Origin of the sequence: Ohtaekwangia kribbensis (assembly GCF_042676245.1) — a bacterium.
GTDB classification, from domain to species: Bacteria; Bacteroidota; Bacteroidia; order Cytophagales; family Cyclobacteriaceae; genus Ohtaekwangia; species Ohtaekwangia kribbensis.
Window position 1 is genome coordinate 72,868 of sequence record NZ_JBHTKA010000002.1, and the last position, 15,647, is coordinate 88,514.

Sequence of the window (15,647 nt, forward strand, 5' to 3'; positions counted from 1 at the left end):
GAAAAATACGTAAAAACATAAGAAGACAAAATTCCATGTGACTTTTTATCGATCTGTGCAGAAACCCGAATGACTAGCGTTTGCTCCGGATCAGCATTTCCACTCGTCTGTTCTTCAATCGTCCGGCAGCAGTATCATTGTTCATCACGGGCATCGTACTGCCATAGCCGGTATGCTGTATACGATGCGAGTCAATTCCTTTACCACGCAGATACTCGGCCACCGCCCGGGCCCGGTTCTCGGACAGCTGCAGGTTATGCGTTTCCGTTCCAGTGTTATCTGTATGCCCGGAAATAACAATCTCCAGTGGCGGCTTGCTATACATGAACAACACAACCGAATCAAGTTTTGGGAAGATTGCCGGCTTGAGTTGATAGCGATCGGTCTCAAAAAGAACTTCGTTGAGTACAATGATGCTGTCTGCCTGTACAATAATCGGAGCGCTGACAGATTCCTGAGGTGTTGTTTCGTGGCGAACCACATAAACGGAATCAGTCATTGGTATAGCTTGCGGTTTACTTCGGGGAGGCTTGCCACCATCTTTATACCCTTTGAACCGGTGGCTCCGTTGCTTCTTTACATAGGCTGCCTTCTTCCGGCATTTGTCATCAAAGCATATAAACCGCGAGAAGTAATTATGCGTTGGCAGACCATAGCCTTTCTTTTTGGTGAGGGCAATACCTTCCGGAGAAAGATGAGACACAAAGAGCGGCTTGGAACACGCTATGGCGATTACAGGCACAAACAGTAGCACCCGTGCGCGGTGGTATAGAGGGGGTAAGGTCATCAGGACAGGGTTGCTATACTAACGTGTACGTACTTCGGTTCGTATACATACCGTTAAACAACGGTGTAATAATTCGTTATCTGCCCGCAGCTTTGTCGTTTCATGCGCATTGCTTTCCCTATAGGTGTGCATGTACCTTTGGACTACTGTCATGAAGTTGGTTTAGTAAATCTCAGGTTTAGGTTAATCTGGCGCACGTATCCCGTCAACCCAAGCAGACCCTCTCTATCCATCGTGCGCTAACCCCGGATGAACTCCGGGGTTTTATTTTTAGTCTATTGTGATTCTGCAAAAAAATATAGCATCAGATATATACCTGCTTGAGAGCCTGGCGTTCTATCGTTGTGAGTATGTATAGCATGTAGCCTTAGGATCAGGACATCGAAAGTAATTCTTTTCTATAGGTTGTTTTGCTGAGGCGCTTTTCCCTATTTTCACCCTTCAATTTCTTTTCCCCGAATGTACCGACTCTGCTTTGCTGCACTTTTATTTTTTGTGGTGTGCTGTACGGACAAGCCATCGCATACTTCTCACCGAAATGCTTTCTACTATTGGCGCACTGATGTCTCAAGATTTCCCTGGAGCGACTCTACCTATAAAGCATTAAACGTTAGCAGACTTTACCTGCGCTTCTTTGATGTTGATTGGAGCGAAGAGAGCAAATCGCCCATACCGGTTTCTCCCATTAATTTTTACTATGCCTATAATTCGCCCGATACCTCAACGGAAATTGTACCGGTTGTTTTCATTACCAACGAAACGTTTACGAATTTAAATGACGAGAAATCCAGGGCACTCGCGCGCAACGTACATAAAAAGATTATGAACAAGCTCAATGGCTTGCTTGAGAATCTCGCGGGATATGACTATACATGGTGGGAGCAAAACCCCTATAATATAAAGTCGAAGAATTTCGATGAACAGGCGAAGCGCGACTCCACCTATGCAGCAAACCTGCAGCGCATACACGAAATACAATTTGACTGTGATTGGACAAAGACTACAAAAGCACAATACTTTGCCTTTCTGGATGAAACGAAGAAGTTGTTTGGAGAAAAACTGATCTCTTCCACCATCCGGCTATACCAGTATAAATATCCGGCCGAAGCCGGTGTACCACCGGTAAAGCGCGGCATGCTGATGTGTTATAATGCAGGCAACATCCGAAGTACTAAAACTGTAAACTCTATATTTGATAAGGACGAGGTGATGTCGTATCTCGATGCGAAAGAGTATCCTGTGCCGTTGGATTATGCGTTACCTGTTTTTGACTGGGCTTTGCTATACCAGCGAGGACAACTGAAAAGTATACTTTCCACTTCAATACTCCGCGAAGATTATCAACGTCACATAGGCCCCCGCGATACCAGGAGCCACGTTGCCGTTGTACAGGAAGACTTTGTATATGGCGACACAGACAACGGCCTGTATATACGCGCAGGAGACGAAATACGGTATGAAGAGCCCGACCTGGAAGACGTACAGGAAGTGGCCGAGTGGCTGTCCAGACACAAAAACAACAAAGAAGCGATTGTAAGTCTTTATCATTTAAATGAACATGATCTTCAGAAACATTCGGAAGCGATCCAGGCTATATTTGATAGTTTTTAGTCTGATACTCCTGCTGCCGACAGGCACCAATGTATCAGCATGTTTATTCTTCCCGGATAAAGAGGAGTTGCGCTATATGCTGTTCAACCCTGATATCACCGGAAACAAATCCTGGTGGACATTCTTCTATAATGCCAAGCTGAATTACCTGGATGGTCAGACATCTTCAGCCGATGATGAAAACGCACTTACAGCCGAGTGGATGAAAGTGATGCAGATATCAGACGATACGAGTGCAGCGTTTGATTGCTTCTTTGGAAGCCTCAGCGATTCAGCTCTTCAGCAAAATGCATTCTATAAAGAGATACAGAAGCGGCCCGCGTTTAAACAATATTTCAATATAGCCAGACGAAGCGAAGCCGTTAGCAATGTCTATAGTATATGGAATGACAAAGATAAAATCGAACAGGCAGAGACGGATGTAGAATTCAACAACCTGGTTCTACAGGTAAAAGAGTTGCTTGAAAAGGAGAAGGATCCTTTCTTTAAAAAGAAGTATGCCTTCCAGTTAATAAAGCTGGGGTTCTATTCGACAGACTCTACGCTGTTCAACCAGGTATATAATACTTACTTCAAGCACACTTCGCAGCGTGGCGTGCTCGATTGGTGGGCCATGCATTATAAATCCATGCGACTTGAAGGCGTTAGAACCGATTCTGCCAATTACATGCACGCACTAGTGTTCTCGCATTCGTCCAATAAAATGTTTCCTGCAAAACAATACTTTTCCAAACGGAACTTTGACAAAGTATTAACGCTCTCACAGGATCAGGCAGAAGAAGCTGATTTGTATTTGCTGCGCGAAGTCATCAACCCGGGACGCTCGCTGGAAGGTATACAGCAGGTATATAAGCGATCGCCCCAGCATAAACACTTGCCGTTGCTCATCAGCCGCGAGGTCAATAAACTCGAAGACTGGCTGGGCAGTACCCGGTACGCGAATGTCCAAATCGTTACGGTTGATGGCTACTGGGACGAAAGCCCGTTGCTGAAGAACTGGCAGCATGATTATGAATATCTCACGCGATTTATAGCGACCCTCGAGAAGATGAGAACACTGCAACAGTCTAACCCGGTATATTTCAATTATGTACTGGCCAACCTGTACCTGTTGAAAGGTGATGCGGGTAAGGCAACTGCATACATTGATAAGATTCAACCGGCAAATGAGCAGGAACAGTTTCAGACAACTGTTTTTAAAATCGTACTGACAGCACAGAAGGAGAATATACGCAATGCCACTGTGCAGGAAAAAATCGGGAAGCTATACCAGCAACTGCTGGATACCCGTGAGCATGTATTCGAGTCACAGAAAGTTCTATACTCCCTTAGCTCATACCTGCGCTATATGTTTGCCAACAACAACATGGTGCACCTCGCAGGTTTATTTGATAATTATGCAATCAATAAATTCTGCTACAGCTGCAACACCCATTCGTTCGAGTATAGCATAATCAGCTATCTCGATCGTTACGCTTCCGTGAAAGATCTTAACACGCTGCTGGCTATATATGATAAGCCGGCTAAGAATAAACTTGAAGAAGTGCTGTTGAAGCCGTATACCAACAAATATAGTTTTCTCGATCTGCTCTCGGCCAAGCACCTGCGCAAAGGCGATGTGCCGAACGCCAGGCTTGCGTTGCAAAATATACCCGACTCATTCTGGTTTAGTCATTCCAACACAACTGCGTATCTTGATCACGATCCATTCTCCGGCAACCATCTTTTGTTAACAAGCCAGACGATGGAGACTTATAATAAACGCGAAATTGTAGAGAAGATGTATCAACTGGAACAGGCTGTTGCCGGTGAATCTCCAAGTAAAAATCACCACTATATGCAACTGGCAAACGCCTGGTATAATTTTACAAGTAAATCGTGGCTCATGATCAGCTATGGACGCGGCAGCGCTACACCAGATGAAAGCGTATACAAGATAGCCTATATAAAAGCACTTGACTATTATAAGAAGGCGCTCGCGTTGGAGAACGATAAAGAGACGCGGGCAAAGATTCTTTATATGATCGTTGAGTTGAGTGAATCGCGCGACCGGAAGAAATACGCGACACAATACGAAGAATTGCAAGACACCAAATTCTATACCCGCATAAATTGTCTCACTATACAAGATATCGCCTCGGGAAATATATAAGTAATTATGACTGTATCTACTCAAAAGACCGTACTCATTCTAGGTGCCAACTCCGATGTAGCCAAGGCTGCCATTCTTCAATATATAGCCACCGGCTTTCGTGTTATAGCAGCTTCACGCAGTGTGCAGGAACTTGAGACATTTGTAAAGCACCACGCTATACCGGCAGATCGTATTGAAGTTCTTTTCTTCGATGCCGTGGCATTTGACAGCCACGAAACGTTTTATGAACGTCTATCCGTAAAGCCGCACATTGTTGTATACGCTGCAGGTTTTCTGAAAAATAATGAAGAAGCATTACACGATTGGGAAAGTAGCTTTCGTATGATGAAGGTACATTATTGCGGTGCCGTGTCGATCCTCAACATCGTTGCGAAGGACAGCAGCAATACAAACCTCGAACGCATTGTCGGGTTGTCGTCACTCTCGGGCGTGCGCGGTCGCAAGAGTAATTTCATTTACGGAAGCACCAAGGCTGCGTTTACACAATACCTGGCTGGCATGCGCCAGTATTTGTTTGGAAGAGGTGTTGCCGTTAACGTGATTGTTGCCGGGTATATACGAAGCAAAATGACAGCAGGACTTGATCTGCCTGAGTCGTTGATGTTAGAACCTGAATTTATTGCACGCTCCGTTGTGCAGCCGGGTAACTCGTTTATTATAGTGCCGGGCTTCAAGTGGAAGATTATTTATCACATTCTGCGGTTACTTCCGGAACAGCTCGTGGCCAGGCTGCCGTAGCACGATTTTTCTGAAAAAGGTAAATTATTACACGCTTATGTGATCTTCTGAAAACGCGGAAATCGTTAGCAGGGCAATGCGTTACTTTATAACTGTAAAAAGTTATATGATACCATTACCTGTTGCTTTCCGTTTAGCTATAGCGTTACTCTTTATGGTGAACAGTGTAATTGTTCACGCGCAAGACCTGAAACCCGGGCTCCCGGGAATGGCTCCGTCCAAATGGATTACTATTAAACATACCCAGGCACCTGACCGCTCTTTTCGCACGAGCAAGTCAAAACGCAAAACGTATACACAGGAGGATGCCGCATTCAAATGCTGGATCCCCATCATGCTCAAGACACAATATAGTGTAATTGCCGGCCCGCAATACAGAACGGAGCAACTTGAACTCAAAAGCTCCGGAGAAAATCCGATCCACGAGTTGTCCAATTGGAACCTGCGTTCAATAGGACTCGATCTCAAATCGCTCATCATGCTCGACAGTGTGTCGTGGTTGCTTGTAAACTTCAACGCCAATCAATGCGGTAATCTGAACGATGTAGCGATGAAGGATGTTCCGGTAAATTTTACACTCACATCGTTGTTCCTCCAAAAGAAATCGGCACGCAAGGAAGTTGGCTTTGGACTGATGATGAATACGCTGTTCCACAAATTTACACTCATGCCGGTAATGGCGTTCAACTATAATTTCTCAAAGACCTGCGGTATTGAAATGTGCCTGCCGCAGAAGATTGTGTTGCGTACCAATCTATCACCTACTGATATAGTATATGCCAAGGCCGAGGCCATGAGCCGAAGCTACTATATCAAGTATGATGACAAAGACTCAAGTCCTTTTCGCAGAACTGAGCTTGACCTCGGTCTCGCATACAATAAACAGATCAATAAACTGGTAGGAGTAGAAGCCTTTGGTGGCTATCGCAGAAATATATCCTGCTATCTTCCGGAAGATATCGTGGCCGTGAAGACTTCCGGAGCTGTGTTCACACTTGAATTATACGTGAAGCCACCACGGCTGTAGGAAATTTCCAATCCACGATTTTCCTCTTTACTGACATTTTCAGCCCGCAGCACGACCGCGTGAAATAAGCCGTTCGTCTATACATTATCCCGTTACATCTATAACATCACGAGCCTGTATAATTTTTTAGGCTCACTATCCGTAATATAGTCAAACAATTGAGAAAATAGTTTTTGGGACAGCTTCGAACACCAGCATCTTCCACGCATAACAGCGCTGGTGTCAAGCAAAAATAACAAACCATCGGATAGAGGGTCACCCTTGTAGAGGAGGGTGTTTTAGGGGGATGGTTTTTTGCCTTTGCGAGCTTTGCGAGCAAAGGCTTTTTTCTTTTATGGATTTTGAGATTAGAAGATCAAAGGATTTTAAGATTCAAACATTATAGGGATTTATAAAATTTTATTTTCCGATGGCGGGATCGGTGAGGGCTGATTTTCCGGTTTCTACGCGGCCTGCGTAACGGGTTACGAATTGTTCGTGGCCTTTTGTATGGACACTGAAGTCGTACCAGTTATGGCTTTTGGAAAGATTTACCGTTACTGTTGATTCACTTTTCGCTGCTACAGTCTTTGCTATATCTTTTGCACCGTATGCGTGGTCGTGTACGGTGAGGGTGATCGGAGTTGTGCTTTGATTTTTGATCTTCAAGACTATATTTCCGGTGAGCGATTTTTTGACTACTTCGTAGTCGCAGGTGATAATGAGTTGTGGGTCTTTACTGTTGCCGGTGAACTCGCGGAGAAATCCGTTGGGTCCGTGTATCGCGAGATGATAATGTTGCTGATCAAATTCTTCCAATGACCATGTGTCTTTCAGGGTGTCGCCTGCTTTAACCGCATAGGCGCGGGGAGGAGTTTGATTAAAGGTATATACCATGAAGGGCGAACCGGCCGCTTTCTTGCCAAACACTTCATTGCGCGCTGCGAATTGGACAACGAAAGATTGTCTGTCAGCACTCAACGTACCATCGGCATAAAGCTGATAGGGCAGTGCGTTTGACTCACGTGTACCTTTCTCCTGTCGCGGCATCAGCGTTGAGCTATATATATCTTTGTTGATGGTGGCAATCTCTTCACTGCTCAAGGCTTTATATCCCGAAGGATCTTTTTTGAATCGTGCTTTGTGGACGCCTTCAATGAATTCATCTTTCTCTAAAAATACAGGCAGCTTTATTTCCTCTCCCTGGTAAGGTTTAAAAATGGAAGTAAGATCACCACACACGGTTCTGCGCCAGTTGCTGATGTTTGTCTCTTCAATCTTCTTTCCTGTTTTGTGACTGAGAAACTTCTCCAGGAATTGAAGTATAGAAGTATGATCAAACACCTGTGAATTTACCACACCGCCTCGCGACCATGGAGACGCAATCACTAACGGAACACGGTATCCTAAACCAATCGAACTCTCTCTCGCATGATCGGTGGAATAGCGCTTTTGCTCCTGTTGCAACGTAACATACTCCACTCCGGTATCAATTCCATTGGACACTAAACCTGCACCTTCTTTATTAGGACTTGGCGGAACAAACGGAGGTACGTGATCGAAGTATCCGTCATTCTCATCGTAACAAAGTATAAATATCGTCTTCTTCCATACCTCCGGGTTGCTGGTAAGTATATCCATAGCTTCTGATACATACCACGCACCATACCACGGAGCGCCCGGGTGATCCGAAAAATTCTCAGGCGCTACCAGCCATGACACGGTTGGTAATTTACCTGTGCGCACATCTTCTCTGAATTGGTGTAGTACATCACCCTTGGGTATATTTACTTCACGTTTAACATCGCCATCCTGGTAGGTGAGTGATGTTAAGGAATGATAGTCCGGATCATTTATATTGGTCGTGAACGCTTTCTCGTGCAGGTTCTTCTCACGCTGCGAAAGCTTTGCATAGTTCTCAGGTGTCCAAACCTTCTGCTCTTCAATCGTAGTTTTTAACCAGCCCTGCCGTTGTGCGAGTTGTTTCTTCGCTTTTTCTGCTTCTGCATCATTAGCAGGCAGCGACTGTATCTTTTGCTCCAGCGATTTTATCTCGGCCTGGAGTTTACTGATCTTCTTGGGCAAAAACTTGATATAGGCTGGCAGGAACTTTACATGGTACTGGGTAAACCATTCAATCGGGTTGTCGGTAAAATTAGCAAGCCATGCATCTTCTTCACCCTCGAAACCAACACCAACACTGATCTCGTTCTGGTATATCTTCCATGAAATGTTATTGTCTTCCAGGCGTTCGGGAAATGTAGTCCATGAGGCGAGTAAATCATAATCCGTTTCAGAGTTGCGTACACGCGCTTGAGCAGTTCCGTTTTGTTGATCGCGTATCGTACCTGTCCACAGATATAGTCTGTTCGGTGTAGTACCCGTGAGTGACGAACAGAAATTCTGATCGCACACCGTAAACGCATCCGCCAATGAATAATAGAAAGGGAGATCTTCGCGATTATAGTATCCCAACGTCAAGGGCATCTTGGCATAATCCGGATGTCCTGATTTTTTTGCTTCAAGCCATCCATCATATTTACCTTCATTGCGCGCATCAACCTGGTCAGTCCAGCTATGCGGAAGCGAACCCATCCACGTTGCTTTCGTGTCTTTTATATTCAGTCGGAAAGGTATATAGGTTTCGCCGGCAGCATTGCGTTGCAACCAAACCGAATTCTTGTTGGGTAACTTTATAGCTCTCGGATCATTAAACCCACGCACACCTTGCAGTGATCCATAACAATGATCGAACGATCGATTCTCTTGCATAAGAATAACTACGTGCTCGGCATCAAGAAATGTACTGCCTACCTCCGGGTTGATAGCAAGCGCCCGCTGAATAGAAGGAGGAAGTACACCCGACAAACCGGCCATACCCGAAAGCATGGCTGCCTTCTTAAGAAATTCCCTGCGTGAGTCCATGGATAGAAAATTGGAAGATTGTAAGATTATAAAATTGAAAAATTCACGGCAACAAGAAAATCGAAAAACATCAGGAATGGAAGGATTGATGATTAAGAATAAGTTTCGGGAAGATTAAGAAGATTATAGGATTGAAAAATTGGAAGATTAGAAGATTTTGAAAGGATGATTTTATACCGTCAATTTTTGAATCTTACAATATTTCAATCGTGCAATATTTTACAGGTGAAATGTGGGTAGAGCTCTATCTAATTTTTTGATCTCATAGTCTTTCAATTTTCCAATTTAATCAAACCGATAAACATCATGTAATCAGAATCTTATCGATGCCTGATTCATGCACCGGTTCGCACTTCATCGAAAAGATTTATTGATCGTAAAGTTGTTCGTTATATTTGCAGATTCTCTGCCGGCAGAGGGCAGAAAAATATCGAGACTTTAGAAGTCCCGCCTTGATTTCAAAAACCAACAGCACAGATTTAGGAAGTGAAGAATCCGTTAAGCATTAAAGATCTCATTAATCTTCTCTACCAGAACAGGGAAGTGGTTGAAATGCTGTTCGGGAATAAGGATTCGATCAACAAGTCGGAGATACTCGCCCGCGAAGACATGACGGACGATAAGCTTGAGAAGCTCGTGATGTACGAGATCATTCACGAGAACAACAACATCATCGGACTTGACGATCGCATCACAACCTTCATTGAAGAATTCCTCGAGATCGGTGAAGTTACCACGAGCTTCATCATCGATAATATTCAGACGCTTAACGAAAGTCTGCGGTACTATCGCATTGATAACAACCCGAAGTTTCTGCGCAACATCAAGCGTTCACTTAAGAAGATCAACTCCACGACTTCGCGTGAGGTAATGAAGCTTCACAAGAACATTGATGATACTTACAAGAATCAGGACAACTACGTTATCAAACTGCAGGAACTTGACAAGTATAAACGCAAGCGTGACGATATCATTAACCTGATCAAGGAATCAGAGCAGATCATTTCTGAAGCGCAGGGATTTTTCAATACGATTATTGATGCCGAGTTGAGTTCCATTGTACTCGACTTACGCTATACGTTGGTTCGTAACCGCGATTACCTGAACGAAATCCAGGCGCAGATCATCGACTACATCAACAAGATACAATACCAGGCCGCGATCTATAAAAAGATACAACGCCTGAAAGAGTTGAAGGACTACGAAGAGCTTAAGTATAAAACAAACTTCGTAGAAGTAGTCGCGAATATAAAAGCGTTGTTCTTCCACAAGCGTAATGTGCTCAAGGGAAGATTGTCGCTTGACTTTTTGCATTCGGATCATGGCTATATGCTCACGCAGAAGGTTGCATCGAAACTGCACTTGCTGCGCAACACGCATCGTAAACCTGCCGGACGAATGGCCGCAGGATTTGACGACAGCAACCTCGAGGAGTCATCAAGCCTGAACATTACCGGACTGGTTGAAAAGTTTGTGAAGACAGACGAAGATCTATTCCAGTTCGTAATGAAATACCAGTTCCCTGAAAAAGTAGGAGAGTTGAGTCTTGAGAAACGTATTTCGCTATACGTTGGTATCTCCATTGACTTCGATGACAAACTCCAAATTACCGGAGACTTTGGCCGAATGAATTTCATCAACGAGAAAGGCCTCAACCAACGGGTGGGCTATGCGATTATTAAAGCGCGGAAGCAGAAGGTGGAGAGTGGGAAGGCTAAGGTGAAGGTTGAGGAAAATGTCGAGCGTGAGGTAGTAAATACGGAAGCAAAAAGTCCGGAAGTTGTTAGTCCGGAAGTCGGAGAAGCCGCGAGTAACAACGTAAATATACCGCAGGCAGAAGATATAGTGCCGGTACCTGTGGAGAGTGTGGTTGAAGTAACCGATATACCGAAGACAAAACGTAAAAAGACTACCATTGAAAATGTAACAGAGGAAGTTGCTACTGAAGATATACCTGTTAAAGCCGACAGTAAAAAATCCAGAAGCAAACGAAAAACAAAAGATACCGCGAGTGAACCTGAACCTGCAGAAGCGGTGATGACCGAAGGTCAACAACCTGACGACAACGCCAAACCAAAGGCTAAGTCAAAAACTCGCACCTCGAAACTTAAAGCTCAAAGCTAACTATGAATATACCCAAGCAGACACCCGAGATATTCAGTATACTCAGTAAAGGGAATTTCATCAGCTCCAATGGAAGCAAGGGGAAACTCTTTGACGTTATTAACTACGAAGATAACTTTCTTATACTGAAAGAGTTTTTTAGTCATACGGGATATTACCTCGAAAAAGGACATAACTATTATTACTTCAGTCAGCAGGAAGAAACGAACACCTTGATGGAGAAGAAGCTGGAACAGTTTGCTTATTATATCGATGTGATGGATTTCTTTTCTTCGATGGATACCAAGCCGGCCGTGGGTACACGCTACCGCGTAACGCAGATCGCAGAAGAGTGCTACGCCAACGAACGACTGAAGCAGAAACTATTTGCGCTTTCGCGCAGGGAAAAGATGACCGACAAGGTAACGGAGATCGCCAATGATTTAACCACGGGCGGTTTCTTCGAGCAGGAAGATGAAGATACCTATAAAGTGATGGATGCTATTCATTACCTCGAACAGGTCATTTCACTAATTACAATTGAAGATGATGGAGAACAGACGAATCCTTAACCGGATCATATTTATCAATATAGCCAACACGGATTACGCCAGCATAGAAATTGCCGGTAACACGTGCTTTGTCGGTACCAACAACATGGGTAAGACAACGCTGCAGCGTGCTATATTGTTTTTCTATAGCGCCAACACGCGCGGGCTGGGTATATCCAGTTCACAAAAATCATTTGAAGATTATTACTTCCAATACCCGAACTCCTATATCATTTACGAGATCGCTACGGAAGAAGGCTTGTTCCATGTAATGGTATATCGCAACAACAAACTCTTCTATCGTTTTGTAGAGAGTGCGTTTATACAGGAACACTATATCGACAACAGCGAAGCGTTGCTGCCGAAACAAATCCTTACCAAGTTCAACGAACATCGTGTAAACTATAGCGACCAGATCGAAACGTTCGAGCGTTACCGGAACATCATTTACGGTGCCGACCCGGATAAGAAGTATAAGAAGTTCGCGTTGATGAAAGGTAACAGCAATTACCACAATATACCGCTGGCTATCACATCCATCTTCTTAAGTTCGGAAGCTACGATTAAAGCCGAGTTCGTAAAGGAATGTATTGCTAACTCCATCAGTACAAAACATACTAACATTGAACTGAAAACAGTGGAGCGCCAGTTGCGTCAGTTCACCGAGCGTTACCAGGACATTGAGACATTCTTCCGCAAGGAAAATTCGCAACGTGGTGATCTGATCAAGGATAACTTCTCACAGATACGAAATCTCAAGAACAAACAGCGTGCACTTGCCGGTGAATTAGGCGGTGCACTGAAGTATGCAACCGAGCAAAAGGAACTGCTGGGACAACAGGCTGCCGAGAAACGCGAGGAAATGGACATCATTGAAAAGGAGTTCAGAGAAAAAGAACTTGCGCAGCAGGAGAAGAACAAAGAGATCAACCAGGATATAGGAGCGCTGAAGTCACGCCTGCGGGAAGCCGATAAAAAACTGAAGGAGTACGAGAGCCAGGGGATAACTGAGCTGCTTAAAAAGGCAGAAGAAAAACCTCAACTCGTACTACAGTTACAAGCGCGTGAAACGGAATATGCTACACTTACAGCAGGCTTCAGCGATGTAGAGCAACAGTTTAAAACATTGTTCGATGCACTGGAAAATGAGCGCAGGGAATTTGAAAACGTGTTAAGTTCACAGGGGCTGCAACTCGACAAGAAATTTCAGGAAGAGAAGAACAACCTGAAAGATATATACCGCAAGGAAGAAGCCGAGCGTAAGGAGCGACATGCCGCAGAAGCCGATCGCTACAAGCAGCAGCTCAATCAAAAGGAACTCGAAAAGAAAGATGCCGACTTCCGTGAAAAAGATATACGCAAAAAGAAATACTTTGAGAAGGAGATTGCTTTACTGAAAGGGCACCTGGAAGATATAGCACGTCACAAGGTAGAGCGGAGCTCGGCTCTCACGGTAAAGATGAACACCATCGACCTTCTCAAGAAAGAGGGCGATCACATTCGTGAACGTAACAAACTTACTTCGGAGCAATATATAGCGAAGAACAAAGAAGAAGTTGTAGCGCTCGAAGAGAAGATTAAAGTTATTAACGAGAAGCTGTCCGTTCACCAAAGCGCGTTCTTTGGCTTTTTACAAGATAACTATCCAGACTGGTATAGCACGATTGGTAAAGTCTGTAACGAAGAGATACTCTTTAACCAGGAGCTGAATCCGCAGTTGCTGAAGAATGGACTGGAATCTCTGTACGGCATTCAACTCGATCTGTCCAATGTAAGAGTATATTCCAAAACGCTGGATGAATACGACCAGGAGAAAAGTATATACCAGGAAAAGATAGCGGAGCTGAACCAGGCATTCCTGGATTTCCGCGAAGAACAGACCCGCGAAGAACAAACGCGCCTGGCATCGATCGGTAAAAAGACTGCGCAATTCAAAAATGAAATAGCACAGCTCGAATACGAAGCCGGGCAAGATGAACTGAAAGAGAAACAATATACCCTTGATCTGCACGAGTGGGAGAGTAAAGGTGAGGCTCAGCGTGAAAAAGATTTACTGGAAGTATATGCTGTTCAGGAGTCGATCAAAAAAGAATCGGCTGCTATAAAACAGACTATATCCGAGATGGAGGCTGTGTTAACGAAAGACCTCACTTCGCTGCAGCAGGATTTTAACAATCGTCTGGCGAAAGCTACCAAGACAATGGAAGCCGAAGCTGAAAAACTGAAAGAGCTCCGGGAAGAAAAACAGAACGACTATAGCGAGCGGAAGGCCAGCCTGCAAAAGGAAAAATCGAAAGTACTGAAGACGAAAGGTATTGACGACTCGCGCATTAAAAAACTGAAAGCGGAGATTGACGATACAAAGGATGCCCTGAATGCATTGGAAAAATACTCCGAGCTATTGAACGATTACCGCAAAGACAAGCGTGAGTTGTTTGATAAGATTGAAGAGTTTAAACGTGAGCGCGAGAAGTTTGAGGACAAGATAAGACAGTCTGATAAAGAATTTCTCAATGAGAAACAAGCGTATGCACGCAAACGTACGCAACTGGAAGAAGATGGCCGTGCGCTCAACGAAGCACTGAAGAAATATACCGATGGTCTTGAACACTTCGAGCGCCACTTCCGTGAGCGTGCCTTGTTCGACCGTCTGCGTCACATCATTGAGCCGGCTCCGGCTGAACATTCTGAAGCAGGTATCATTGGACTTTGCTCACAATTGCTGGCAAACGATACCGAGTATCACAACCAGTTTGAAAAATTCAGGAACAACGTAACTGAATTTACCGGGAGATTCCGTCCCGATAATCACCTTAACTTCAAGATCAATCCGCAGGCCGGTGAAGGTGAATATGAACGATTCGCAGCATACCTGCAGGATTTCTACAATGAGAACAAAATACAAACCTCGATTGCAGAAGTTGCCAAGAGTCACGGTATGCTCATCGATGCTATATCCAGCAAGATGAAGGCGCTGATCGAGCACAAAGGACGCATTCAGAAAATGATCACGAAGATGGAAGCCGACTTCGGCCGAGCTTCCTTTGAGAGTTCGAAACTGATCGAGTATATAAAACTGAAATCGGAAGACAGTGAGAATAAAGTGCTGCGCAAGCTGCAGCGTATAGCCGAATTCCGCGAGCAGAATCCGTTCTTATATGGTGAAGCGAACCTGTTCAACCAGGCGAATAAAGCCAAGGCAGAAATTGATAAACGCTCCGTGGAGTTACTGAATGATCTGCAGAAAACGATCAGCGAAGAGAAGCACGAAGAGATACGCGTACAAGATCTGTTTGAACTACGTTTCCGCATCAAGGAAGGTAAGAATGATACCGGCTGGATTGAGAAGATTGACAAAGTAGGTTCCACCGGAACGGATATGCTGGTGAAGGCAGTTATATATATCACGCTGCTTAACGTGTTCATCAAAGAATCTACAGAGAAGACTGCACGTAACTTCTATGTGCATTGTATCATCGATGAAGTAGGGCAGATCTCGGCATCGTACCTGAAAGAGTTGATCAACTTTGCTGAAGAGCGAAACATTTGTCTCGTAAACGGCTTGCCGAACGAAAGCAAATTGGAAACACACTATAACTATACCTATAAATTCAGAAAAGATCAGCACGGGTTCGTGAAAGTAGTACCGTTGCTTACCATGAGTATTGAACCTTGATCAAAGTATAGTTCTATCAATCATTGTCTAAACTCGCGATTCAAAGTTGCGAGTTTTTTTTGCATCATATTTCCTTCGTCTGGGGTATATATATC

9 protein-coding genes are annotated in these 15,647 nt (G+C 44.3%); 7 read left to right on the plus strand and 2 right to left on the minus strand.

Going from position 1 to position 15,647, the window contains the following annotated elements:
* Nucleotides 1–73 precede the first annotated feature (73 nt).
* Nucleotides 74–787, minus strand: coding sequence for an OmpA family protein (locus ACFQ21_RS09845; RefSeq protein ID WP_377578439.1), 714 nt, complete (start codon nucleotides 785–787; stop codon nucleotides 74–76).
* A 459-nt stretch (nucleotides 788–1,246) separates the two neighbouring features.
* Here ACFQ21_RS09845 and ACFQ21_RS09850 point away from each other — a divergent pair, with 459 nt between their 5' ends.
* From ACFQ21_RS09850 to ACFQ21_RS09865, 4 genes are all read left to right on the plus strand, one after another.
* Nucleotides 1,247–2,398 (plus strand): hypothetical protein, encoded by a 1,152-nt coding sequence (locus ACFQ21_RS09850; protein ID WP_377578441.1) that lies wholly within the window; start codon nucleotides 1,247–1,249, stop codon nucleotides 2,396–2,398.
* A complete protein-coding gene (locus ACFQ21_RS09855; RefSeq protein ID WP_377578443.1) occupies nucleotides 2,346–4,550 on the plus strand; it encodes a hypothetical protein in 2,205 nt (734 codons plus the stop codon). The genes ACFQ21_RS09850 and ACFQ21_RS09855 overlap by 53 nt, the downstream gene beginning before the upstream one ends.
* A gap of 6 nt (nucleotides 4,551–4,556) precedes the next feature.
* A complete protein-coding gene (locus tag ACFQ21_RS09860; RefSeq protein WP_377578445.1) occupies nucleotides 4,557–5,291 on the plus strand; it encodes an SDR family NAD(P)-dependent oxidoreductase in 735 nt (244 codons plus the stop codon).
* 106 nt (nucleotides 5,292–5,397) lie between these two features.
* Entirely contained in the window at nucleotides 5,398–6,318 is a 921-nt protein-coding gene (locus tag ACFQ21_RS09865) for a DUF6268 family outer membrane beta-barrel protein (protein ID WP_377578447.1), read from the plus strand.
* Nucleotides 6,319–6,717: 399 nt separating this feature from the next.
* Here the strand turns inward: ACFQ21_RS09865 and ACFQ21_RS09870 are convergent, their stop codons facing one another.
* Nucleotides 6,718–9,222, minus strand: a complete 2,505-nt coding sequence (locus tag ACFQ21_RS09870; RefSeq protein ID WP_377578449.1) for a phosphocholine-specific phospholipase C — start codon at nucleotides 9,220–9,222, stop codon at nucleotides 6,718–6,720.
* 486 nt (nucleotides 9,223–9,708) lie between these two features.
* Here ACFQ21_RS09870 and ACFQ21_RS09875 point away from each other — a divergent pair, with 486 nt between their 5' ends.
* From ACFQ21_RS09875 to ACFQ21_RS09885, 3 genes are read left to right on the plus strand one after another with little or no spacing between them, the layout of a single operon-like run.
* Entirely contained in the window at nucleotides 9,709–11,346 is a 1,638-nt protein-coding gene (locus ACFQ21_RS09875; RefSeq protein ID WP_377578451.1) for a hypothetical protein, read from the plus strand.
* 2 nt (nucleotides 11,347–11,348) lie between these two features.
* On the plus strand, nucleotides 11,349–11,897 hold the full coding sequence (locus ACFQ21_RS09880; protein WP_377578453.1) for a condensin complex protein MksE: 549 nt from the start codon (nucleotides 11,349–11,351) through the stop codon (nucleotides 11,895–11,897).
* On the plus strand, nucleotides 11,872–15,552 hold the full coding sequence (locus tag ACFQ21_RS09885) for an ATP-binding protein (RefSeq protein ID WP_377578455.1): 3,681 nt from the start codon (nucleotides 11,872–11,874) through the stop codon (nucleotides 15,550–15,552). Before ACFQ21_RS09880 ends, ACFQ21_RS09885 begins: the two co-directional genes overlap by 26 nt.
* Nucleotides 15,553–15,647: the final 95 nt, after the last annotated feature.